Annotated in this window: 26 protein-coding genes; 7 read left to right on the forward strand and 19 right to left on the reverse strand. The window is 64.0% G+C overall.

The features are described from left to right. Window positions 1-538: 538 nt before the first annotated feature. The 3 genes from A9977_RS13885 to A9977_RS13895 are packed head-to-tail and all read left to right on the forward strand — an operon-like array spanning window position 539 to window position 4,717. Entirely contained in the window at window positions 539-904 is a 366-nt protein-coding gene (locus A9977_RS13885) for a hypothetical protein (protein WP_183025429.1), read from the forward strand. Then, window positions 901-3,774, forward strand: coding sequence for a response regulator (locus A9977_RS13890; RefSeq protein ID WP_183025430.1), 2,874 nt, complete (start codon window positions 901-903; stop codon window positions 3,772-3,774). Before A9977_RS13885 ends, A9977_RS13890 begins: the two co-directional genes overlap by 4 nt. Next, window positions 3,767-4,717, forward strand: a complete 951-nt coding sequence (locus A9977_RS13895; protein WP_183025431.1) for a diguanylate cyclase — start codon at window positions 3,767-3,769, stop codon at window positions 4,715-4,717. The genes A9977_RS13890 and A9977_RS13895 overlap by 8 nt, the downstream gene beginning before the upstream one ends. A 442-nt stretch (window positions 4,718-5,159) precedes the next feature. On the opposite strand, the gene A9977_RS13900 is transcribed toward A9977_RS13895, so the two are convergent. Beyond that, complete coding sequence (locus A9977_RS13900; protein WP_183025432.1) at window positions 5,160-5,573, reverse strand: DUF2513 domain-containing protein; 414 nt, start codon at window positions 5,571-5,573, stop codon at window positions 5,160-5,162. Next, window positions 5,570-5,869, reverse strand: a complete 300-nt coding sequence (locus A9977_RS13905) for a hypothetical protein (protein ID WP_183025433.1) — start codon at window positions 5,867-5,869, stop codon at window positions 5,570-5,572. Before A9977_RS13905 ends, A9977_RS13900 begins: the two co-directional genes overlap by 4 nt. A 904-nt stretch (window positions 5,870-6,773) precedes the next feature. Here A9977_RS13905 and A9977_RS13910 point away from each other — a divergent pair. After that, complete coding sequence (locus tag A9977_RS13910; protein ID WP_183025434.1) at window positions 6,774-7,304, forward strand: hypothetical protein; 531 nt, start codon at window positions 6,774-6,776, stop codon at window positions 7,302-7,304. Window positions 7,305-7,320: 16 nt separating this feature from the next. Here A9977_RS13910 and A9977_RS13915 read toward each other — a convergent pair whose 3' ends face one another. The 12 genes from A9977_RS13915 to A9977_RS13970 form a co-directional block, all read right to left on the reverse strand. Beyond that, window positions 7,321-9,420 carry a hypothetical protein gene (locus tag A9977_RS13915; RefSeq protein WP_183025435.1) on the reverse strand — a complete coding sequence of 700 codons (2,100 nt, stop codon included), beginning with the start codon at window positions 9,418-9,420 and terminating at the stop codon, window positions 7,321-7,323. A 4-nt stretch (window positions 9,421-9,424) separates the two neighbouring features. After that, window positions 9,425-9,826, reverse strand: coding sequence for a hypothetical protein (locus tag A9977_RS13920; RefSeq protein ID WP_183025436.1), 402 nt, complete (start codon window positions 9,824-9,826; stop codon window positions 9,425-9,427). 178 nt (window positions 9,827-10,004) lie between these two features. Continuing rightward, window positions 10,005-10,355 carry a hypothetical protein gene (locus A9977_RS13925; RefSeq protein ID WP_183025437.1) on the reverse strand — a complete coding sequence of 117 codons (351 nt, stop codon included), beginning with the start codon at window positions 10,353-10,355 and terminating at the stop codon, window positions 10,005-10,007. A gap of 29 nt (window positions 10,356-10,384) precedes the next feature. Next, window positions 10,385-10,606 carry a hypothetical protein gene (locus tag A9977_RS13930; RefSeq protein WP_183025438.1) on the reverse strand — a complete coding sequence of 74 codons (222 nt, stop codon included), beginning with the start codon at window positions 10,604-10,606 and terminating at the stop codon, window positions 10,385-10,387. Continuing rightward, entirely contained in the window at window positions 10,603-11,334 is a 732-nt protein-coding gene (locus tag A9977_RS13935) for a hypothetical protein (protein WP_183025439.1), read from the reverse strand. The genes A9977_RS13930 and A9977_RS13935 overlap by 4 nt, the downstream gene beginning before the upstream one ends. Before the next feature lie 9 nt (window positions 11,335-11,343). Beyond that, window positions 11,344-11,676, reverse strand: coding sequence for a hypothetical protein (locus A9977_RS13940; protein WP_183025440.1), 333 nt, complete (start codon window positions 11,674-11,676; stop codon window positions 11,344-11,346). Window positions 11,677-11,725: 49 nt separating this feature from the next. Beyond that, window positions 11,726-12,007, reverse strand: a complete 282-nt coding sequence (locus tag A9977_RS13945) for a hypothetical protein (RefSeq protein ID WP_183025441.1) — start codon at window positions 12,005-12,007, stop codon at window positions 11,726-11,728. A 144-nt stretch (window positions 12,008-12,151) separates the two neighbouring features. Continuing rightward, a complete protein-coding gene (locus A9977_RS13950) occupies window positions 12,152-12,421 on the reverse strand; it encodes a hypothetical protein (protein WP_183025442.1) in 270 nt (89 codons plus the stop codon). Window positions 12,422-12,841: 420 nt separating this feature from the next. Next, window positions 12,842-13,324 (reverse strand): hypothetical protein, encoded by a 483-nt coding sequence (locus tag A9977_RS13955; RefSeq protein ID WP_183025443.1) that lies wholly within the window; start codon window positions 13,322-13,324, stop codon window positions 12,842-12,844. Then, window positions 13,325-13,585: a hypothetical protein gene (locus A9977_RS13960; protein ID WP_183025444.1), complete on the reverse strand. Its 261-nt coding sequence runs from the start codon at window positions 13,583-13,585 to the stop codon at window positions 13,325-13,327. Then, window positions 13,582-13,773 carry an AlpA family transcriptional regulator gene (locus tag A9977_RS13965; protein ID WP_183025445.1) on the reverse strand — a complete coding sequence of 64 codons (192 nt, stop codon included), beginning with the start codon at window positions 13,771-13,773 and terminating at the stop codon, window positions 13,582-13,584. The genes A9977_RS13960 and A9977_RS13965 overlap by 4 nt, the downstream gene beginning before the upstream one ends. Continuing rightward, on the reverse strand, window positions 13,770-13,913 hold the full coding sequence (locus A9977_RS13970) for a hypothetical protein (protein ID WP_183025446.1): 144 nt from the start codon (window positions 13,911-13,913) through the stop codon (window positions 13,770-13,772). The genes A9977_RS13965 and A9977_RS13970 overlap by 4 nt, the downstream gene beginning before the upstream one ends. A gap of 146 nt (window positions 13,914-14,059) precedes the next feature. Here A9977_RS13970 and A9977_RS13975 point away from each other — a divergent pair, with 146 nt between their 5' ends. Further along, window positions 14,060-14,521 carry an Arc family DNA-binding protein gene (locus A9977_RS13975; protein ID WP_183025447.1) on the forward strand — a complete coding sequence of 154 codons (462 nt, stop codon included), beginning with the start codon at window positions 14,060-14,062 and terminating at the stop codon, window positions 14,519-14,521. A gap of 40 nt (window positions 14,522-14,561) precedes the next feature. Here the strand turns inward: A9977_RS13975 and A9977_RS13980 are convergent, their stop codons facing one another. Together A9977_RS13980 and A9977_RS13985 are read right to left on the reverse strand one after the other, a co-directional pair. Then, the gene (locus A9977_RS13980) at window positions 14,562-15,101 is read right to left on the reverse strand and encodes a hypothetical protein (RefSeq protein ID WP_183025448.1); all 540 of its coding nucleotides are present in this window, start codon (window positions 15,099-15,101) and stop codon (window positions 14,562-14,564) included. A gap of 181 nt (window positions 15,102-15,282) precedes the next feature. Beyond that, entirely contained in the window at window positions 15,283-15,462 is a 180-nt protein-coding gene (locus tag A9977_RS13985) for a hypothetical protein (protein ID WP_183025449.1), read from the reverse strand. Between the two features lie 161 nt (window positions 15,463-15,623). Here A9977_RS13985 and A9977_RS13990 point away from each other — a divergent pair, with 161 nt between their 5' ends. Together A9977_RS13990 and A9977_RS13995 are read left to right on the forward strand one after the other, a co-directional pair. Further along, the gene (locus tag A9977_RS13990; RefSeq protein ID WP_183025450.1) at window positions 15,624-15,821 is read left to right on the forward strand and encodes a hypothetical protein; all 198 of its coding nucleotides are present in this window, start codon (window positions 15,624-15,626) and stop codon (window positions 15,819-15,821) included. 55 nt (window positions 15,822-15,876) lie between these two features. Then, on the forward strand, window positions 15,877-16,581 hold the full coding sequence (locus A9977_RS13995; protein ID WP_183025451.1) for a hypothetical protein: 705 nt from the start codon (window positions 15,877-15,879) through the stop codon (window positions 16,579-16,581). 395 nt (window positions 16,582-16,976) lie between these two features. Here A9977_RS13995 and A9977_RS14000 read toward each other — a convergent pair whose 3' ends face one another. Genes A9977_RS14000 through A9977_RS14010 form a run of 3 tightly spaced genes read right to left on the reverse strand, consistent with a single transcriptional unit; the run spans window position 16,977 to window position 19,510 of the window. After that, window positions 16,977-17,972 (reverse strand): hypothetical protein, encoded by a 996-nt coding sequence (locus tag A9977_RS14000; protein WP_183025452.1) that lies wholly within the window; start codon window positions 17,970-17,972, stop codon window positions 16,977-16,979. A gap of 51 nt (window positions 17,973-18,023) precedes the next feature. Beyond that, on the reverse strand, window positions 18,024-18,263 hold the full coding sequence (locus A9977_RS34080; RefSeq protein WP_220811772.1) for a hypothetical protein: 240 nt from the start codon (window positions 18,261-18,263) through the stop codon (window positions 18,024-18,026). Window positions 18,264-18,298: 35 nt separating this feature from the next. Continuing rightward, complete coding sequence (locus tag A9977_RS14010; protein WP_183025454.1) at window positions 18,299-19,510, reverse strand: site-specific integrase; 1,212 nt, start codon at window positions 19,508-19,510, stop codon at window positions 18,299-18,301. Window positions 19,511-19,592: the final 82 nt, after the last annotated feature.

Raw genomic sequence — 19,592 nt, forward strand, 5'->3', positions numbered from 1 at the left:
GACTTTTTATTTTCCAAGTCCGAAATTTCCGCCGTGACTTGACCCGCAGAATTTTTATCTCCGACAAGAATTTCTCCTTCAGCGCGGTGATTTCTGCCCCATACCGCCCCATGTGAAGCGCAATCCGGCCCATTTTGAATCCGCGGATCCTGGGCGTGAAAGACGTGGCGCCATTGACGGTCATCGACGTTGGCTTGGCATGGGCAGATGTCCATCCGCCGTATAGCCAGGCGTACCGATCTGTCTCGCAAGACAGTCGCTCGCGACCTGCCCCCAACCCATCGGAAACACGGGAATTCGACAACAGCGTCGTTACTCGCGGAATTTCCCGGCGCCGCGACAGGCGATCACAGTTCGCTCATTCCGAGTCGATGAATCGATTTCGCACTTGGAATCGATTCAAGATCGGGGCCGTCCCAGTTCACGATCGATTAAAATTTCATGCCTCGCCATCCAGCGAACAGAATGAAAATTAATTCTTTTGTATTGCATGACTGTGCCAGATTCACTGATGCCCCAAAGCACGCCGCGACCCCCCATGCAATTCGGCATTTGCGCGGTCGACCCGGGTTTCAAGCTGAGTGATCTCTGGCAGGCCGCGGGCCTGCTGTTCGCCTTGCTCATCGGACTGGCCGTTGCCACGCTCCACCCTTCCGGCAAGGACGGCCAGTTCGCCGTCGTCGCCCCGGCCGGGTACAGCGTGGACCAGAGCGTGGCGCTCGTGCAATCGGTCGACGGCCGCGTGATGGATTTCGGCGCCTCGTCGAACCTGCTGATCATCCAATCGACGCGGCCCGATGCGGTCCGCGCGCTCTATGGCGCGGGCGCATGGCTCGTGCTCGATCCGCTGCGGCTGCGGGGCTGCCTCGGCTTCCAACCCACAGCCCTGGAACTCTCGAAATGACGATCGAACTCGACAAGGTGCGCGAACGCTTCGGGCGCTTCCTGCTGCTTCTGTTCTGGCTGCATGTGCCGATCCTGGTGTTCGTGGCCATGGCCGCGGGGCAATCCGCCATCGGGGCCGCGCTGGCGGGCGCGCTGCTCGCCGGCGCCTACCACCTGAGCTGGTGGCGCAAGGGCATCGCACCGGCCACGCGCTACCTGTCGGCGGTGGCGCTGATGGGGGAGCCCGCGCTGCTGGTGGCGCTGATGTCGGGCTCGTCCTGGCAGATCGACATGCACATGTATTTCTTCGCCACGCTGGCGCTCACGATCGCCTGGTGCGACCGGCGGGCGATCATCGTCGCGGCGTCCGCCATCGCCCTGCACCATCTGCTGCTGGACTTCGTGCTGCCCTATGCGGTGTTCCCGGGCGGCAGTAACCTGATGCGGGTCCTGCTTCACGCGGGCATCGTGGCCTTCCAGACCGCGGTGCTGGTCTGGCTGAGCGACATGCTGGTCGAGACCTTCGGCCGCATCGGCACGATGAGCGCGGAGATCATGGCCAAGAACGACGCGCTCGAGGCGCGCACGCAGGAGGCCGAGGAAGCCAACCGGGCCAAGAGCATGTTCCTCGCCAACATGAGCCACGAGATCCGCACGCCGATGAACGCGATCCTGGGCTTTTGCCATCTGGCGCTGCGCACCGACATGACGCCGAGGCAGCAGGCCTATGTCTCCAAGATCAACGATGCGGGCATCGCGCTGCTGCGCCTGATCAACGACATCCTGGACTTCTCCAAGAACGAGGCGGGCAAGCTGTCGCTGGAGCACCGGTCGTTCACGCTGCGGGCCTCGCTCGACAACCAGCTGCACCTGGCCGCGGTCGATGCGGAAGCCAAGGGCGTGGTGATCCGGTCGGTGGTGGGCAAGGACGTGCCCGCCACGCTGATCGGCGACGAGTTCCGCTTCAACCAGGTCGTGCTGAACCTCGTCAGCAACGCCGTCAAGTTCACCGACAGCGGCGCCGTCACGGTGTCGGTCAACCTGCTGGAGCGCAACGACAAGGACGTCACCCTGAACGTGTCCGTCCAGGACACGGGCATCGGCATGACGGCGGCGCAACAGGCCTCGCTGTTCAACTCCTTCACCCAGGCCGACAGCTCCACGACCCGGCGCTTCGGCGGCACCGGGCTGGGTCTGGCGATCAGCAAGCAGATCGTCGAGCTGATGGGCGGATCGATCCGGGTCGAGAGCCATCCCGGCACCGGCAGCACCTTCTCCTTCACCGTGGTCATGGGCATCAGCGACGAGGCCGCCCTGTCGGCCTTCGCGCAGCCGTCGCCGGAGATCCTGAAGCTGCGCGTGCTGGTCGCCGACGACAACCCGGCCTCGCGCGAGATCCTGCAGAGCGTGTTCGCCTCGTGGTCGATGGCGGTGGACCTGGTCGCCTCCGGCGAGGAAGTGCTGGGCGCCGTCGAAATGGCGAGCGCCCAGGGCCAGCCCTACGACCTGGCCCTGATCGACTGGAAGATGCCGGGGCTCGACGGCATCGAAACCGTCAAGGCCATGCGCGCGAGCAAGACGCTGACCCGGCTGCCGGTGGTGCTGCTGGTCACGGCCTACCGGCACGAGGAATTCCGCAGCGAGGCCGAAGCCAGTGACATCGCGGCGTTTCTGGTCAAGCCGGTCGATCCGCACGTGCTGCTCGAAACCATCACCGGGCTGTTTGCCCCGGGCGGCGCCCCGAAGGCTGCCGGCCAGGACGAGGCCCCCACGGTGCCCATGGTGAGCGCGGCCCTGCGCGGCCTGCGCGTGCTGCTGGTCGAGGACAACGACATCAACCGGGAAATCGCGATCGAGCTGCTGAGCGATGCCGGCCTGGCGGTCGACATCGCGGAGAACGGGCGCATCGCCTGCGAGCGCGTGGAAGCACAGGACAGTGCGGGCTATGCCGCGATCCTGATGGACGTCCAAATGCCCGAGATGGACGGCATCGAGGCCACCACCCGCATCCGCCAGCGCTGGACCTCGGAGCGCCTGCCGATCATCGCCATGACAGCCCACGCCTATGCCGCGGAACGCGATCGCTGCTTCGCGGCGGGCATGAACGATCACATCGCCAAGCCGGTCGATCCGGCGCTCCTGGTCCGCACGCTCGACCGCTGGCTGAAGGCGCCTGCAACACAGGGCGCGGCACCGCCGTCGACGGCACCGGCGCCCCCCGCGGCCGCGGCCCCGGTGGACGCGCTGCCGGACAGCCTGCCGCCGTTCGACATTCCCGCGGCGCTCAAGCGCGTCAACGGCAAGCGCCCCCTGCTGCGCAAGCTGATCGTCGGTTTCGCCGACGGCTTCGCCGATGCCGTGCCCACGCTGCGCCGCCAGATCGCGGAAGGCGCCCTGGTCGAGGCGAGGCGCCTGGCCCACACGCTCAAGGGCGTGGCGGCATCGCTGGAGATCGGCACCGTGGCGGACGCGGCCGCGGCCATCGAGACTCTGCTGGCGGACGGCAGCCCTCCGCAGGACATCGGGGAGCGCCTCGACGCACTCGAACGGCTGCTGTCGCCCGCGCTCGCAGCGGCTGCCGGCCTGACGCCATCCACCCAAACCGCCATGGTGCCGGCCGCCGCGCCCGCAGCGGACAGCGCGGCCGTCGAAGGCGCGGGCGAGGCGCTGCGGACGGCGCTCAAGCGCCGCAGCCTGGGCGCGCGCGCGTCCTTCGACAAGCTCGCGCAGGCGCTGGGCCTGTCGGCCGAAGCAGCGCTCGCGCATCCGGTGAAGATCGCACTGGACCGGCTCGACTACGCCGGCGCCCTCGCGCTGCTGGACCAGGGAACCGGCGCGAGCGCCCTCCCCGGTGATTCCCTCCCCCACCCAGGACGCACCCATGAATGAGCGGGCCGTGATTTTGGTCGTCGACGACGAGATCTCGAACATCGAGATCATGAATGCAGCGCTGGAGGACGACTACGAGATCTGCTTCGCGACCTCGGGCGAGCAGGCCCTCGAAGTCGCGCGGTCCGTGCTGCCCGACCTGATCCTCCTCGACGTGCTGATGCCGGGCATCGACGGCTACGAAGTCTGCCGAATGCTGAAGGGCGACATGCTGCTCGCCGACGTTCCGATCATCTTCACCACCGGCCTGAGCGACCAGGAGGCGGAAGCGAAAGGGCTGCTGCTCGGCGCGATCGACTATGTCACCAAGCCCATCCAGCCCGTCGTGCTGCGGGCACGGGTGCGCAACCACATCGAGCTCAAGCGGCTGCGCGACCAGTTGGCCCAGATGGCCGTGACCGATGCGCTGACGGGATTGAGCAATCGCAGGCGGCTGGAACAGACCCTGGCCGTGGAGACGGCGCGGCTCGCGCGCACGTCCGACTGGCTCTCGGTGATCATGCTCGACATCGATTTCTTCAAGCTGTTCAACGACACCTATGGGCACCCGGCCGGTGATCGCTGCATCGCGATGGTCGCCTCAGCGCTCAACCGCGCGGTGCGCCGCGCCTCCGACCTGACGGCACGCTACGGCGGCGAGGAATTCGCCTGTGTCCTGCCAGGCTCCGACCTCGACACCGCCATGGCGGTGGCCAGGGAAATACATGCGCAGGTGCATTCACTGGGCATCCCGCACACGTCGTCGACCGTCAGCTCGTACGTCACCGTCAGCATCGGCATCGCCACCGCGCGCTGCCTGCCCGGCATGGCGGCCGAACTCTGGATCGCCAATGCCGATCGCCAGCTCTACCTGAGCAAGTCGAGCGGGCGCAATCAGATTTTGGGCGACACCTTCGCATCGGCGTCGCCGGTGCCCTTGCGGGACGCGGCGGCGGGGGCTTGAAAGCGGGGATCGGGCGGCGGCGGAGTCCGCAGGCGTCGCGTGTGCTTGCGCCCCCCCCCTGCTCCGGCGCCACGGCACTGCCGTGGCCGTTTTCATTGGGGGGCTCGGGAAAAGTTGGCGGAGAGTGTGTCCGCATAGTTTCACCAGTTCATGCGGGCTGTGGCTCGTCCTCGCAAGCTCTTCCATCATACGGTCCATCATCAGAGATTCATGCCACGAGCCCCGTGCCACGTTTGCGGCAAGCGCGCTGCAGCTTCATCGGCTCCGCCGCTGTTCGCAGGGCTGCTTGCGAAAACTCGACGCGCTCTCGAGCGGCGAGACGCCGAAGTGAGCCTGCTGCTGGGCATCGTGCGAAACGACCGCATGCTGCTCGGCCGCGAAACGTTCACGCTTCAATAGAGCCAACTCCAACCCGACCGGGCACCAGCCGCGTAGTCAAGGGTCAGCTGAGAATGTGTTTGAGCGCAAGTGGACCAAGTGCCTTCACGGCATCCACGGTCAGCTCGAGGCCCTTTGCGCTAGCGGTCGACTTGATCCAAGCCCAGACCTTCGACGACCGCACGGTATCAAGCAGATCGTGGCCGGCCATCGTTAATCGTGGTGAGGCCAGACCGAAGCTGATGGTGCCATCGGCACCCCGCAAGACTTCATAGCCGTCTGTGTAACCCGCTTCGCGGAGCAATTCCAGATGTCCGAATAGGCGTTCATCCGCCGAACGATAGGCCCGCATCTCTTTGGCGAAGGCTTCTTCCGATTGGTCGAGCCACTTCGGTTCAGCCGGTGCGTCCGCAAGAAAATCGCGACCCTCTTCAATGTCAGTAAGAAGGCGGCGTATCAGGTCCCAGTCTCGCTTCATCGCTCAAGCCCTTCTTGGAGACGAACCTCGAAGTAGGGCTCGTCGGCATCGCCCAGGCCGCGGAACCCGGCTTCCTTCGCCTTGGCGTAGGCGGCGGCCCAGTCCCCCGCCAGCTTCACCTCGTCCTTGGTGAGCTCATTGGCACTCGATTCGCTGGCGCTCTGGAAGGCCCGAAGCGTCGGCGCGACCTGGTCGGCCAGCGCCTTATCCAAGGCGGCCCGGAACCGGGCCTCAGCCGCATGGATCACATCCGGCGGCGCAGCTGGGAAGTCCACAAGGGTGACGGTGTAGGTCATGGCGGCAGTCTACGCCTGCGATGTGACGGCGCACCGCGTGCACCACCTGCTGTCTTGTGCTCGACCTGCATCGCCTGCACTTCGGGGCGGCTCGCGCCGGCCAGATCTGGCGAACCCCCCGTTGCTGCGCCGGAACAAGGCGGCAGGCACCCCGCTCGCGCGCCGGGGTAGAGCGGCAGTTGCCTCGCGCTGGCGCCGCGCGCGAGCGTCCCGGCCCTCGCTCAACGGCTGCGCGCCGGTCCGATGAAGGGGTCAGGACTGATCTGACCCCTGTGCCGGTCACTACCCCGCTATCAGCGGGGCAGTGCAAGGGGGTGCAAAAGCTGCACCCCCATTCGGACCGACCCGATGCAGGTTTGCGCCCCGACGTTATCGGGTCGCAAAGGAGCCCCTGGGCTGGGGGCTCCCTTCGGACGAAATTCGTTCGATGGACCGTCGACGAATTTCGTCGCCAGTCGATCGATGCACGCCGCTGTGCATCGCCCAGGTTGTTCCGACGAAATGCGTCGGAACTAGGCGTGGGCGCGTGCTGGAACATCAGGGGAAATCCCGCATGTTCGACCTCCCCGATCTCGTCGGGGATGTCCTGAATTTCAAGGAGATCTCAGAACCGGCGAGGTGCAGGTTTTGCACACCGCAGATAGCGGGTCGCAAAGGAGTCCCGCGCAGGGGGCTCCCGATGAGCGCGGACGAAATTCGTTCGCGCACCACGCCCGGGGCAACCCGACGAAATTCGTCGCCTTGGTATCACGCCCGGCGCTACCCACCACCACAATCCCCCATGTCCTTCGACCAGATCGCTATCCCCATCCTTGGCCCCGCCACTGACGACGAATTTCGTCCGAAGTCACCTGGGCGAAATCGGGTAGGGCGCTAGGATGGGGCCTCACTTGGAAGGCACGTGATGGGCCCGGGCTTCGACCAACTTCTGGAGCTGTTCAACCTCTCGAAGAAAAACGAGGTGTCCAAGTTCTGTCGACAACTGACCATCACCCGAGACGATCTCTACAGTCTGATCTTGGGAGGGCGAGCGGGAGTGCTGGAGCCTTACCGCTACGCCTGTCACTTCGACCAGCTCGTGCCTGCAACGCGGCATCTCACGGACGCGGATCTGCAGAACTTGAGCGATGCAAAGGTAGGCGTCGCATCGCCAGCACTTCGGAAAGTCATCCGCAAGGTTGACCAGGCCATGATCGAGCGGCGGCTCTTCGCCGCTCACTTGTTCTACGTTCCAGGAGGCGAGCATTGGCACTTGCTCTACTTCGATCAGCGTGACCGTTCTCGGTACGGCAATCACTGGAAGCAAGGCGGTCCACACATCCACTACGTGCGTGATGGCTATGTCAATGAGGACCTCAGGCAAATGTGGGCCCAGGTATGCGCTCGACCACCTCGCCCGCCGTCGGGCGAACACATCCGGTTGATAGAGCAGTGACGCGAGCCTGGAGCGCTTAAGCCAGCGCGCCACCATACCGCTGGCTGCGGCCGAGCGCGCCCTGAATGCGGCGCTCCGTGCCTGCCTGAGCCTCTTTCAGCATCGACAGGGTGGCAACGTCGCCGACAGTGTTGTTGATCGTGACATTGACGGGAGCACCACCTCCGCCGAGTGCATGGTTTGGGATGATGGTGCCGGCCGTGCGAGGTACGAATAGCTCCGGGCCGTTCTCGCCCACGAGGCTCACGCGACCGACGGGCGGGTTACCCCCGTCTGCGAAGCCCTCAATGCCAAACACGCCCGCCACACCCTTGAGGATCTTGCCGAAGTCGAAGCCCCCGGCCGCTTCGCCGATCGACTTGGCCATCGGCCCGGTGATCGAGTTGCGGATGTAGAGCGCGGCCACATCCTTTGCCAAGCCGGTGAGCACATCACTCAGCTTGCCGCCCTCGAGAATGGCCTTTTCGAACGAGCTCTCGAACGCGGCGCCGATCTGCGTTGCGAAAGCCTTCGCTTCGTCGGCGTCAGTCTTCAGCTTCTCGGCCATTCCCTTCAGGCCGACAAGGTCCTTCCGCTCGTTGAGGGCTGTGATCTGCGCGCGGATCGCATCGGTCTCGCGGATAAGCGCGTCGGCGTTCTCGCGCCTGGCGAGCTCTTCCTCCTTGATCGCGATCGAGCTTGTGATGCGCGCCTGCTCAATGACGGCCTGGGCCTCAGCACTCTTTCCGATCAGCTGGATTTCTTCGATAAGGGACTTGTTCCCCTCGACCAGACTAAGCGCCTGGTTCTCTTGCTCGACAGTCGCCTTGAGAAGCGCCGCAGCGCGCGCATCCTCGCCCGCGACGCTGAGCTTCTTGTACTCTTCCATGGCCTTGGCCGCGTCAACCTGGCGAGCGACGATCAGCAACGCTTCCGCGCTCTCGCCCTTGGCCAACTTGAGCCGGCCGCCGGCGATGTCGGCAAGCACCATCTCGGCGACGGTCAGCTCCTTGGTCTTGTCGAGCTGCTTGCCGAGGTTCTCGAGGTACTTCTGGAACTCGGATTCCTTCTGTGCCGCTCCAGCCTTCGCTGGCTTTGGCACATCGCCGACGGAGCGCACTTGGGGCGAGAACTTGCGCAGCGTCGCGTCGTCGTTGTCGCCGGCGTACCGGGCAGCTACCTCGTTGAGCTGCTTCGCCCTCAGGATCTCGAGGTAACGCGCGTTCTCTGCCAGATCGCTCTGCAGGTCTCGTGTGGGAAGACCCTTGCGCGATGCAAAGTCCAGGTCTTTCTGCAGGCGATCGCGCTCGCGCATGAACTGCTTGATGTCGGCCCCGTTGTCGCCTGTCATCTTGCCCAGGCCCACGAGGTCCTTTGCAGCATCCTTCACGATCAACCCGAAGCCGCCCAACTTGCCGATCTCGCGCGCGTTCTGTAGAAAAAGATTCATCGAAGGAAGCAGGTCGTTCAGCAGCGAGCGGCCCGCGTCAGTCGCATTCTTCTGGATGGCAAAAAGTTGCTTGTTGAAGTCCTCTGCGGCCTGGGTCTGCTCGGCAGTCACCTTGCCCACCAACGCGGTTTGCTGCGCCAGATCGTTCAGGAACGGCGCTGCCTCCTTGACCGACTTGCCGAAGAGTTCCTGCACCAGGCGCGCCTTATTGCCATCGTCAGCAAAGCCCGACAGGGCAACGGCCGTGACTCGCAACGCCTCAGCCGGATCCAGGCGCTTGAGCTCCTCGGCGCTGAGACCGATGGCCTTGAGGGCCATTGAGGCGCCATTCTTGCCGTCAGCCTCCTTGAGGACGCTATTGAACTTGGTCAGGATGCTCGAGACCGTGTCCATGCCTGCGCCGGTCCGGCCGGCCACGTCCTCGAGCGCGCTCAGCTTCTCGATGCTCGCGCCGGTCGCGTCCTTGTAGTCGTTGAGGGCGTCCAAGCCGTCGATCAACCTCTTGCCGAAGTAGACCGCGGCAACACCCGCGGCGCCCAGGGATGCGCCTACGCGCTCACCCGCCTTCGATACGGCATCGTCGATCTCCTTGGCACGCTTCGCTGCGAGCTTCGCCGATCGATTGATGTCCGTCTCGAAACTACCCGTCTTGGCAAGAAGATCAACTGTGATTGTTCCGATGGTCATGGCGTCATCCTTGTGTAGAGCCGAACTCGCTGTAGGGGTCTTTTGCGCGTGCGGATCTTGAGATCTGCACCTTGGACCGGTCTGCCGGCGTCATGCCAAGCCGACCGCATATCGCCTCGAATCGGGTGGCGAGCTTGGTGTCGATGAACGGATCGCTGCGTAGCTGCGCAAACACGCGCGCCCCGTATTCCACGAAGGGCCGATCGGCAGCGCAGAGCACGCCCTCATGACAGAGCCCGACCAATTCGACCCAGCAGTCGCGCTCTACGGCTGTCAGGTGCGCCGGCGGGTCGCCGATGTCGCCAGCCGGCTCAGGCTCGTTCGCGCGAGCTCGTCCGCGCTGAGGGTTCCGCTTGAAGGAGCCCCTCAGCTCAAGGACGTTGGTAGGGGTGCGAGGTCGGGACATGATGTTTCTGGTTTTGTGGACACAAAAAAACGACTGGACGCCTGGTTTCCAAAGGCTCGAAAACCGACTTTTTTACCCCCTACCCCGTCCAAATGAGAATATTTCGCATCTGACGAGATAAATGAGAGAAAGTCGCATTTAGACGGTCGAAACGCGTGCGTGGTCGCCGATCGCCCTGTCACCCCTGGCCGATCTCGCCGATGGCCACGCCGAAGGGCGTCATGCCCGAGCCGGTCAGGTCGGGCCGACGAAAGATCCAGGTGCCGTGCTCGCAGAACCACAGCTGGGGCGCATGCCAGGCGTCCAAGCCATCAAGGGATTCGTACTGCGCGACGGTGGGCTCAGCGTCGGTCGGGTTGACGCGCCGTAGCGTCTTTCTGAAGCGGCCGACGCGTGCGAGCGGGGACAGGGTGCCGCTGGCCACGAACAGGTATGCCCGGGTGTTCTGGCGGTTCAGGGTCCAGGGAATCACGAACTCGGCGCTATCGGCCGCGGTCAGGCCAGGTGCAAGGATGACGGTGTCTGCCATGGTGGGTCTCGTATGGGTGGGTCTTCGGCCTACTGCGTCGAGGCGGCCGGGAGAGCCTTGGCGCGGCCACGATGCTGGTTCCCACCGCGGAAGGTCTTGAGGTCCGACTCTGTGAGGTTTTGGATGTCAGCGGTGAGGATGTGCCCGTGGGTGTTCGACAGCCGGTAGACGCCGCTGGGCAGCTTCTCCACCGCGACGCCCGCAAGGTGCAGCTCAGCGGTCACGCGCCGGCGCCATTCAGCGGCGGTCATCCCTCGACCGCCTCGTTGAATTCGTTGACCTGCAGGACAACGAAGCCCGGGATGCGCGCCAAGAAGTTGGGCGACAGCTGCGGGCTGCGCGGTTGGCTGGTGTACTCGGCATGGATCGCGGCGGCCATCGATTGCAGCTCGAGCAGCACGTCGTCGGGCATCGCGGCCTCCATGCGCATGGCTTCCGCGCGTTCAAGGCTCTCGCCCACGAGGCGGGCGAGGCGCGCCACCGACTCGATGCCAAGGCGGGCATCGAGCGCAACGCGGGCCTCGCTTCCTCTTTCGACAGCGTAGAGCTTGCTCTGACCGCTTTGGCGCCAGGTGTGCTCCACCGCTTGTGCATGTGCGAATTGCGCCCAGACCACGAAGTTGTTGATGCGCGGGTCAGCACCTGCCTTGATCTGCGAAGCCAGCGCATCGAGATCGCGACCGGTGGTGCTCCGGAAGCTCGAGCCAGTGCAGTCCAGCGCCAGCAGCTCATTGCCGAGGTCAGTGCGCCGCTGTTCAATAGCGAGGATCTCGGCATTGATCTCAGCCTGACGCTTGGTGCGCTTACCCATGAAGGTGCCCAGCGTCGCGAGCAGCGCATCCCTTTCGGCGATCAACGCCTGACGTTCGACCAGCTCTCCGGCCTCGATCTCTCGCAGTGCTTCCTGCACAACAGGCGTGGTCTTCAGGCGCGCGATGAAGTCACTGGCGGCCTGGGCGGATTTGGGTTTGAAGAACATGTGTTGCCCTTAGTTGATTGCGTTGCGGGTGGTGCCGTCAAAGTCGGCGATGTCGAAGAACTCGGCAGAGAAGCTGGGGCCGACGATTCGCACAGCGCCGTGCTTGATGTCGCTGTGATCAATGCGGCAGCCCATGCTCTTCATGAGCTCCATGGCCTCGATGCGCTTCATCTCGACGGGTGTCTTGCCCCGAGTGGTCGCAGTGGTGCGGGCAGGCAAGCCGGCGGCCTTGCGGATCACGGCGAACGATTGCTCGATCTCGCCCAGCAGGCTGCGGATCTCAGCGCGCGCCTTCACGAGTTCGAGCTCGGCAGTGGTCGGCGTTCGCGGTTTCGTGGTCATGGAATCAGTCCCTTGGAATGACTCCACTGTGAGCTGGGTAAGGTGGGTATCAGCGCCCGTTACCCAGAATCCTCAGCTCTCGCCGGATCGTCTCGGCGGCGCCCTGCGGCAGACCCTCGCGCAAGGCGATCAGCCTGGCCTTGCCCCTGGCCGAGAGCATCATCAGGTCGGGCTTCGTGGCCATCTCTCGCCACCGCGCGCGATCGGCCGCGCTGTACTTGCGGGGCACGCTGTCTACCGGCTCGCCCTGCAGCGCCAGCGCGGCCGGCAGCAACTCATGCAGGAGTGACTGCACCAGGCGCAGCTTGTCGACGAGCTGGGCGGGAGTCATTCGAAGAGGCCCCCGCGGTCACCATCCCGCGTTCCGAACGATAGCTGCTCACCCAAAAGGGGGAGCTGCTCACGATCTGCAACGGCACCTGCAACGCCTGTCACGGCACAACGAACGTGCGAGGTCCCCGGCGACGAGGCGCTTTCATTCATCGACATCACCTTTCGACATCGATGCCAGCAGGATTGCTGCACGGGCTGCAGCGGCTCGTTGAGGGCCTTGCCGGGCCGACAGCACTCGCAGGTAAACAGTGAGCAGCAGTTCGAGCGTGTCGACCGCCGGATGGGCTTGGTCCGCATACCCGGCCAGCACGTGGGCGGACTGTTTCGTGAACTCAGCGCCCCACGGCTTCAGCTCCTGAGCCAGGGCGATTACCGACTGGACCGCGGCTTCGTCCAAGTTGTTCTTAGCCATGATGGGGGTTCCTTGTGGATGGTGGGTCGGGCTTGGCCCGGCAGGTGGTATTCCACTGGGTCGCGAAAGCTCCACGCGCGCATCGCGATGTGGTCGTGCAGCAGACGGCGCTGCTTGTAGGCTGGTTGATCGAAGAGGCGGCGCATGTTCAGGCCGGGCAGCCCGTAGCACCCGTCGGCACGCGCCACTTGGAGCTGCTTGTAGCGAGGCACGCACCGGTTCTCACTGATCTGCTCCCGCAGAAATTCAGCTCCGCGGACCCGAGTCATTCGGGCTCTCATGGTGAAAGCCCAAAGGGCACACGCGCTGCTCCAGCACACCGCAGAGATGGCAACTCTAGAACTCCTACAGAAACTGCAGGTCTGAAGAAATCGATGTTCTCCAATGACAGACCTGTAGAAATTAGAGGACTGACGGTTCTCATGGGGGCACCAGCCCTGCAGTTTCTGTAGGTCTGGTTTGTCTGTTTGGAAGTTTGTCCTGCAGTTTCTGGAGGGCAGGAATTGTTTTTGTCGGCGGCTGCAGCTTGATGAAATTGAGGTACGGGAATCCTCGAGGCTCGATGTCCATCGTCTTTTCCCAGTCCAACTTCCACCATGTGAAGGCGATCCAGTCCGACGTATGCGGCGCGTGTCCCTGCCGGGTGTGCACGACGAACGAGCACTCCAGCAAGGCACGCTTGGCCTTGATAAGCGTCGTCTCGGACTTCCATCCGTGCTTCTCCATCGCGGTGAACGACGGGTTCAGCCGGCCGTTGTTCTTGCCGGTGTACTGCGCCGTCAGGTCCATGACCAGGCAAACCGTGTTGGGGGGCAGCGACTGCCACTCCGCGGACAACAGGATCTCCTTCGGAATCGGCACGAACTCGAAGGAAAGCGCGCCTTTCTTGTACTTGCCCGCCATTCATTCGCCCACCCTCGGCTTGTCCCCGGCGGCCTCACGGTTGCGCAGCCAGAGATCGGCGCAGGCCACGTCAGGGAACAGCCAGTACTCCGAGGCGCGCGAGATCCACCCTATCGGCCGGCCGTGGCGGTCGATCAGCGCGCGACGGCGGAAGAGGACGATGGCGTTCTGCCGCGCCTTGCGCTCCCGGCATTCAAGCCCGACGAGTGCAGCTTTCGCCTGCAACGTGGCGAACGCCTTTTCGTGATCGACCGCGTTCATAGCGATGCGATCAGCTTGTCGATCTCCGACGCGCGCCAGCAGGTGGTGCGGGGACCGAGTTTCACGGGAGCCGGGTACTTGCCCGACTTCACGCCCTTCCACCACTCCGACTTCGCGATCGGGATGCGCTGGAGGACATCGGGCAGGCGCAGCAGCCGATCCGGCGTAGGGGCAGCGGCCGCGCTCATTTGCTCGCCCCTGGGACCTGGCGCAGCGCGGCCTCGCCAGCCTCGAGCAGCAGCAGGATCTGCTTGTTAAGGCTGCGCTTTTCCTTGCGCGCCGTGGCCTTCAATCGGACGTGCTGGGCATCGTCCTCGAATCGGAGCATGAATTTGGCCGCCTTCGGGTTCGGCGGTGCGACTGGTGCAATTTCCATAGTTACCTCATATGTCACCGTGACTTAAAGACTTGAGTATGTCACCGTGACTTTCAGTCGGCAAGTAAAAACGTGTCACCGTGCCGTATGCTTGTGGGATGGCAACTGAAACCGCGAAGACCGGACGTGACTCGGACAAATTCATGCTGCGGCTGCCCGACGGCATGCGTGATCGGCTGAAGGCGTCGGCTGAGGAGAACAACCGCACGCTCAATGCCGAGGTAGTGGCCAGGATCGAGGCGAGCTACCAAGCTCCGCGCGACCGGATCGCGGCCAGGGCGCGCGAGATCGAGCTCGGCGTCTCCGAAGTCGCGGCCCGCGGCGAGATGCTCGACCTCCGGGCTGAACTGCTGCACTCGCGTCTGGATCGCCTGCAGTCACGAATCGAGCAAGCCCCCACGGCCGCACTCGCTGCGGAGCTGACCCAGCAGGCCAACGAGTTGCGCGCGGAGCTCGCGAAGGTTCAGCACGCTCGAGCCCAGTTTGCCGAGCAGAGCGCGGACCTTGTCGATCGCATGGCACGCATTCGCGCCATGGTAGAGCGGTCGCCTGAAGAGTGATCTTCCTCGGCGGTCGTTCGTGGCGACCAACGAGGAACCGTCAGAGCCCGAGCGCCCCCATCCGCCGACGAACCTCCGACATGGGTGTCGAGCGGCCGTAGAGCAAATCGGCCTGCAGCGCGGCAAGGTCGGCAATCCGTCGCTGCAGGGCGCGGCGGCGGCTGCGCGGCGGGCAGCGGTCTGGTGCCATTGCCCCGGCCATGCGTCCGAGCTCGAAAGCAATCCGACGGCAGGCCTGCACCCGGTTGCTAGGGATGGCGGTTAGGCGCATGTCGTCGGCGCGGTCGTTTTCCTCAACCAGCTCGGCCGCGGTGCGCTCCCGAAAGGCAACGATCAGCCACGTCCCGGACAGGCGCAGGAACCAGGTGTGCCCAGCCGCGTCGGTGGCCTCGGTGACGCGATCCTCCGCCAGCGCGTCGAGCGTCGGCACGTCGACGGCGTGCGAGTCGGCCAGCGCCTTGCGCCCGCCGCAAAACGTGAGGCTGTCGCCGCCGGCCAGAGGCGAGAAAGGCCCCTCGACACCGGCGAACTGCCGGACATCGCTGACCAGGGTCAGGCGGGGCTTCGTGATGCCCTGCATGGGCGTGGGTTGAGCAGTTGCCCGAGTGCGGGCGAGAATAGCGGTAGCCATGATGTGCGCTCCTTGCTGGTATGCACGTTGTGGTTAGGCCGGTTGGGTGTTCCACCACCCTTCCGGCCGCCTAGATTTGCCTCAGATCTAAGGTGGACCCCGGGTCCACCTTGCACCCTGAGGCGCGGCGTCATTCCTTCGGCAGCTTCGCCTTGTCGATGCGATCTCGCACCCATGGCGGGCCGCCCAATTTATCCAGCTTGTCCTTCTGGCCCTTCGTCAGGCGAATCGCCATAACCTGTGTTGCCTGGCCGGGATCAATCGCCGGCCTCCCGGGCTTCTTTTTCGCTGCTGGTTTCTGTGGTGCCATGGGAGTAATGTAAACATTAATCGAGCGATGCGCAATTTATTTTGTGGTTGAAAACCCTATGGACGAACAGTGCCTCGAGGCCATGGTGCGCCGGGTGCCGAGAGGAACTGGCGGAGGCCGAGACCAGGCAGTGGGTGCCGGCGCCGCACTGGTTCGAGCGGGTGGCCATCCTTCTCAGGCGGGCGAAGGACTACCGCCGCGAGGTGCTGACCTGCGAAGCCTACATTGCCGCCGTCGAGCGCTTCTACGCCGTGCACGGAACTGTCAGCATGGCCGACGTGCGCGCTGGGCCGACCTATCAGGCGATCGTGAAGCGGCTGGTGAAAGCTAGGGCGCTTTCTGGACAGGCTCGAAAGTGAGCCCGTCGGATTGGCAACCGCTACGATCTGCGGTCCACAACGAGGAGAGACCGAGATGAAGAAGACTGCCGCCATCGTCATGGCGTTGCTGCTTGCTGGATGCGTCACAGCGCCGCCCATCAAGCCTCCGGAAATTCAGATCACAAACATCCCGCCGCTTAGTGTCGAGTCGACTGCGGACATTGGCGAGACGTTGGTGGCGAAGGGCAAGCTCTACGTCTTCGATGGCTTGGAGCTCCAGGAGCGCATCACTGACAACGGCATCATGCGCGAGTACATCGTGGAGCCGAACGCAATGCGACTTGAGAGGGAAGACGCAGAAGGAACTCAGTTTTTTTTCGCGTCACCGGGCGCCTACTGGATCAACGACAAGTACACACGTCGCCGCGCTGAACCTTTCGGTGGCTACCTCACAAAAAAGAGGAACGGCACATTGCAGCTGGTCGGCTCTTACGACATGACAGGGGCCGGCCAGATCACCCCGGCGGCGCCACGGCACCGCGTCGGCAAGATCATCGACAAGACCCAGCCGAACTTCAGGCAGGAACTGCTGTATGGCGGGCGAATTGGCAACCAGATCAAGGTCACGTATCGCGAGTTTGCAGGCGATCTCATCAGACCAGGATTCACCCAGGAAGCTCAGTACGATTTGACTGCTGAACAGACGATTGGCTTCAAGAGCGTGCGGATCCAGGTCATCGAGGCCACCAATACTCGAATCAGATACAAGGTGCTCGCGTCTTTCCCGGACTCGCTCTAGGAGCAGCGGCTGCAGGGCGATGCCTCCCGACCGGGTGATGGCAAGACGACGAATTTCGTCGGGCTGGTCACCCGTTTGGGTGAGTTCCTCGGTCGGCGGCCTTCGGACGGCTATCGTTCGATTGGGTTCTCACCCACGAGGGTGTAAACCAGCGGTAAGGGTGAAGCCACTTCACCCTTACGGTCGGCGGCTGTCCGCGACTTGTCCGCCGGACAGCCGGTCGCTGTCCCCTGGTTGTCCCGCGGGACACCAGCGGTCTGTCCCGCGTCTGTCACACGCGACTAATGCGTGAGTCACGCGTTACTGCCGACGAAATGCGTCGACAGTCGTTCTCGCCCGGGAGGGCGTAAACCGAAGAAAGGGTAAAGTGACTTCTGCCTTAGGGCAACCTGCGCTCATTCCTCCGCTCCAAGCATTTCGACAAGCTGCGCACGAAGATCGTCGAACAACAGGGAGAGCCGACGCTGTATTTCATCGGTCTGCGCCCTCAGACTCTCAACGTCGCTCGGCAGTCCAAGCTCGGCCCTCACGGCGATTGCTAGGTCGTCCAGGCGATCGATTGCCGGCCGCGTTTCCGCACGATGAGCCTCGGCAAAATGGAGCTCGGCAAAGGCAACGGATTTCATGATTGCAGCAGCCTTTGTCGAGTGCTCAACGGCCGCGCTGTGCGCTTCAGACAGCTGCGCCCTTTGCTGTGGGGATCGATCCGCAGGCGCTGTCTCAGACAGTGAGGCGATGTCGGCGCGCGCCTTCGCGAAAGATTCATTGGCTTCCTTCGCCGCCGCACGGAGCGCGCTCAGTTCCATGAGACGTGGCAAGTGCCTCAAAATCAACGCGTTATAGAACGCGCCGATCTCCCGCGCGATGAGGGCAGTCCCGGTCTCGCCAACGACTGCAACCCTGCTGACTGCGGTGGCCATGTCGCCGAGAGCCTTCGAGGTGTCGAGGGTCTGAATGTCCTGCTTAGGCAAGCTGCCAATGAAGAGCTGCACCCCTACAAGCTCTGCGATTGCCTTCACATAAACCTCGCGGCGAATGGCCGCAAGGCGTTCGCGCTGCGCTTCGTCTGCAGCATGCTGCCGATCGATATGCGCCTGAGTCGCCCGGTGATCGCGTTCCCGCGATCCCTGACCCGCTGAATGCCCTAACTCGACCTTCATTCGCGCCTCTGCGGCCCTGAGCGTTAGCCAGACGCCGAACAACGTCATAGCAGCTACTGTGACAGCGATCACGCCACCCACCAGTGCGCCGATGATCACGGGATTTTGGTAGAGGTATCGCCCAACTGCCGCAGCCTTCAGCCTGACGGCTGGGAACTCAGAGAGCACCCCATAAATAGCTGCGATCAGCAGAACGCCCACCGACGCAAGGCCTAGGAGAAACTTCTTCATCCTTGGCCCCGGACGACCCCATCTATGCGAGCTTGACTCATCGCCCAACAGTCATTCATACCGGATATCGAAGGAATGCGTTTCGCCATCGCCCTGGTAGGTGAAGGTGACGCGGACCGGCGCCGGCCCCCAGTCATCGCCGAACAGGCAATCAACGAGTGCCTTGCCTTGGAGGCCTCGGTGCGCCAGGCGCTCATGGGTCGCCAGGATGCCTACCGGCTGGGTGAAGTCCCTGCGGCTCCCGTCGACAAATTCGACAGCGACCTCGACTGAGCCAGTTTCGTTGTTCATTGCTAAATGTAGCGTGTGCTCTGTCGGGCGCAGGGTTATCGTGCTGGCACGATAGCGGGCTTGCCGCAGAAATCCGCCCAAGCCTGCATCATCTTGGCGCGCTTGGCCAGCATGTCGCCGCGGCGGTAAGCGGCCTCCACGTCGCTCTCGATCGCGTGAGCCAGCGCCATCTCGGCCAGGTCGCGCGGGAAGTTCGTTCGCTCCGCGGCCCAGTCCCGGAAGGTCGACCGGAAGCCATGCGGCACCGCCGTCAGCTTCATGCGCCGCATGCACGCAGTGAGCGACATATCGGAAAGCGGCGCGTTGCTTCGGCCTGGAAAGAGCAGGTCGTGGTCCTCGAAGAGCGGCAGCGCCGCCAGCAGCCGTAGCGCCTGACTCGACAGCGGCACGCGATGCTCCTTCTTCCCTTTCATGCGCTCGGCCGGCACCGTCCACACCTTGCCGTGCACGTCGATCTCCGACCAGCGCGCGCCGCGGATCTCGCCCGAACGGCCAGCTGTCAGCACAACGAACTCCAGTGCCCGCGCGCTCGACCCTTCCACCGCACGCAGGTCGACCATAAAGGCACCGACGGCGTCGAAGGGCAGCGCCTCGTGGTGCTTGGTCTTCGCGATCTTCTTAGGCCTGGCCAGCAGCTGATCCAGGTGCCCGCGCCAGCGCGCCGGGTTCTCTCCGGTGCGGTAGCCGCGCGCCGTGGCCCAGTCGAGGATCGTCTCGATGCGACCGCGCAGCCGCGATGCCGTCTCGGTCTTGGTCTTCCAGATCGGCTCCAGCACGTCGAGCACGTTGGACACCGCCACGTCCTGCACCAGCAAGCCACCGATCACCGGAGACGCGAAAGTCTCGAGCGTCGAATCCCATTGCGCGCGGTGCTTCGCGTTCGCCCATTCGCCCGACTTCGCTTTGATGAAGGCGGCCGCGCACTGGTCGAACGTCTTGGCCTTGGCAAGCGCCGCCGCAGAGGCGCTACGGGCGGCCTGGCGTGCCTGGATGGGGTCAACGCCCTCACCTACCTGTGCGCGTGCTGCACGAGCCTTCTCCCGGGCCTGCGCGAGCGTCACGTCAGGGAAGCCACCCAGGCCCATGTCACGGCGCTTGCCGGCCACCATCGTGCGAAGCACCCACGAACGGGCGCCGGCATCGTTGATCTTGAGCTGCAGGCCGGCAACGCCGCCGACAGCATGCGCGCCGGGCTTCGTGAGCCTGCTGACCTGAAGCGGTCCGAGCTCTGCTGCTTTTTTGGGCATGCTGTGCTTTCCATCATCCTTGCCGCCAAAAACTGCGCGACTTAGACAGATGGTAACCGACGGCTGAAGACAACGTTTGAAG

This window comes from Variovorax sp. UMC13 (assembly GCF_014170375.1).
Classification (GTDB): Bacteria; Pseudomonadota; Gammaproteobacteria; order Burkholderiales; family Burkholderiaceae_C; genus Variovorax.

Excerpts from the sequence above, each read along its gene's own strand:
- A9977_RS13925 (WP_183025437.1), bottom strand. The coding sequence starts at position 10,355 with ATGGCAGACACCGTCATCCTTGCACCTGGCCTGACCGCGGCCGATAGC.
- A9977_RS13920 (WP_183025436.1), bottom strand. The coding sequence starts at position 9,826 with ATGTCCCGACCTCGCACCCCTACCAACGTCCTTGAGCTGAGGGGCTCC.
- A9977_RS13885 (WP_183025429.1), top strand. The coding sequence starts at position 539 with ATGCAATTCGGCATTTGCGCGGTCGACCCGGGTTTCAAGCTGAGTGAT.
- A9977_RS13935 (WP_183025439.1), bottom strand. The coding sequence starts at position 11,334 with ATGTTCTTCAAACCCAAATCCGCCCAGGCCGCCAGTGACTTCATCGCG.
- A9977_RS13970 (WP_183025446.1), bottom strand. The coding sequence starts at position 13,913 with ATGCTCCGATTCGAGGACGATGCCCAGCACGTCCGATTGAAGGCCACG.
- A9977_RS13905 (WP_183025433.1), bottom strand. The coding sequence starts at position 5,869 with ATGACCTACACCGTCACCCTTGTGGACTTCCCAGCTGCGCCGCCGGAT.
- A9977_RS14000 (WP_183025452.1), bottom strand. The coding sequence starts at position 17,972 with ATGAAGAAGTTTCTCCTAGGCCTTGCGTCGGTGGGCGTTCTGCTGATC.
- A9977_RS14010 (WP_183025454.1), bottom strand. The coding sequence starts at position 19,510 with ATGCCCAAAAAAGCAGCAGAGCTCGGACCGCTTCAGGTCAGCAGGCTC.
- A9977_RS13950 (WP_183025442.1), bottom strand. The coding sequence starts at position 12,421 with ATGGCTAAGAACAACTTGGACGAAGCCGCGGTCCAGTCGGTAATCGCC.
- A9977_RS13915 (WP_183025435.1), bottom strand. The coding sequence starts at position 9,420 with ATGACCATCGGAACAATCACAGTTGATCTTCTTGCCAAGACGGGTAGT.
- A9977_RS13930 (WP_183025438.1), bottom strand. The coding sequence starts at position 10,606 with ATGACCGCCGCTGAATGGCGCCGGCGCGTGACCGCTGAGCTGCACCTT.
- A9977_RS13945 (WP_183025441.1), bottom strand. The coding sequence starts at position 12,007 with ATGACTCCCGCCCAGCTCGTCGACAAGCTGCGCCTGGTGCAGTCACTC.
- A9977_RS13955 (WP_183025443.1), bottom strand. The coding sequence starts at position 13,324 with ATGGCGGGCAAGTACAAGAAAGGCGCGCTTTCCTTCGAGTTCGTGCCG.
- A9977_RS13895 (WP_183025431.1), top strand. The coding sequence starts at position 3,767 with ATGAATGAGCGGGCCGTGATTTTGGTCGTCGACGACGAGATCTCGAAC.
- A9977_RS34080 (WP_220811772.1), bottom strand. The coding sequence starts at position 18,263 with ATGAACAACGAAACTGGCTCAGTCGAGGTCGCTGTCGAATTTGTCGAC.
- A9977_RS13985 (WP_183025449.1), bottom strand. The coding sequence starts at position 15,462 with ATGGCACCACAGAAACCAGCAGCGAAAAAGAAGCCCGGGAGGCCGGCG.
- A9977_RS13940 (WP_183025440.1), bottom strand. The coding sequence starts at position 11,676 with ATGACCACGAAACCGCGAACGCCGACCACTGCCGAGCTCGAACTCGTG.
- A9977_RS13900 (WP_183025432.1), bottom strand. The coding sequence starts at position 5,573 with ATGAAGCGAGACTGGGACCTGATACGCCGCCTTCTTACTGACATTGAA.
- A9977_RS13960 (WP_183025444.1), bottom strand. The coding sequence starts at position 13,585 with ATGAACGCGGTCGATCACGAAAAGGCGTTCGCCACGTTGCAGGCGAAA.
- A9977_RS13980 (WP_183025448.1), bottom strand. The coding sequence starts at position 15,101 with ATGCAGGGCATCACGAAGCCCCGCCTGACCCTGGTCAGCGATGTCCGG.
- A9977_RS13995 (WP_183025451.1), top strand. The coding sequence starts at position 15,877 with ATGAAGAAGACTGCCGCCATCGTCATGGCGTTGCTGCTTGCTGGATGC.
- A9977_RS13965 (WP_183025445.1), bottom strand. The coding sequence starts at position 13,773 with ATGAGCGCGGCCGCTGCCCCTACGCCGGATCGGCTGCTGCGCCTGCCC.
- A9977_RS13910 (WP_183025434.1), top strand. The coding sequence starts at position 6,774 with ATGGGCCCGGGCTTCGACCAACTTCTGGAGCTGTTCAACCTCTCGAAG.
- A9977_RS13975 (WP_183025447.1), top strand. The coding sequence starts at position 14,060 with ATGGCAACTGAAACCGCGAAGACCGGACGTGACTCGGACAAATTCATG.
- A9977_RS13890 (WP_183025430.1), top strand. The coding sequence starts at position 901 with ATGACGATCGAACTCGACAAGGTGCGCGAACGCTTCGGGCGCTTCCTG.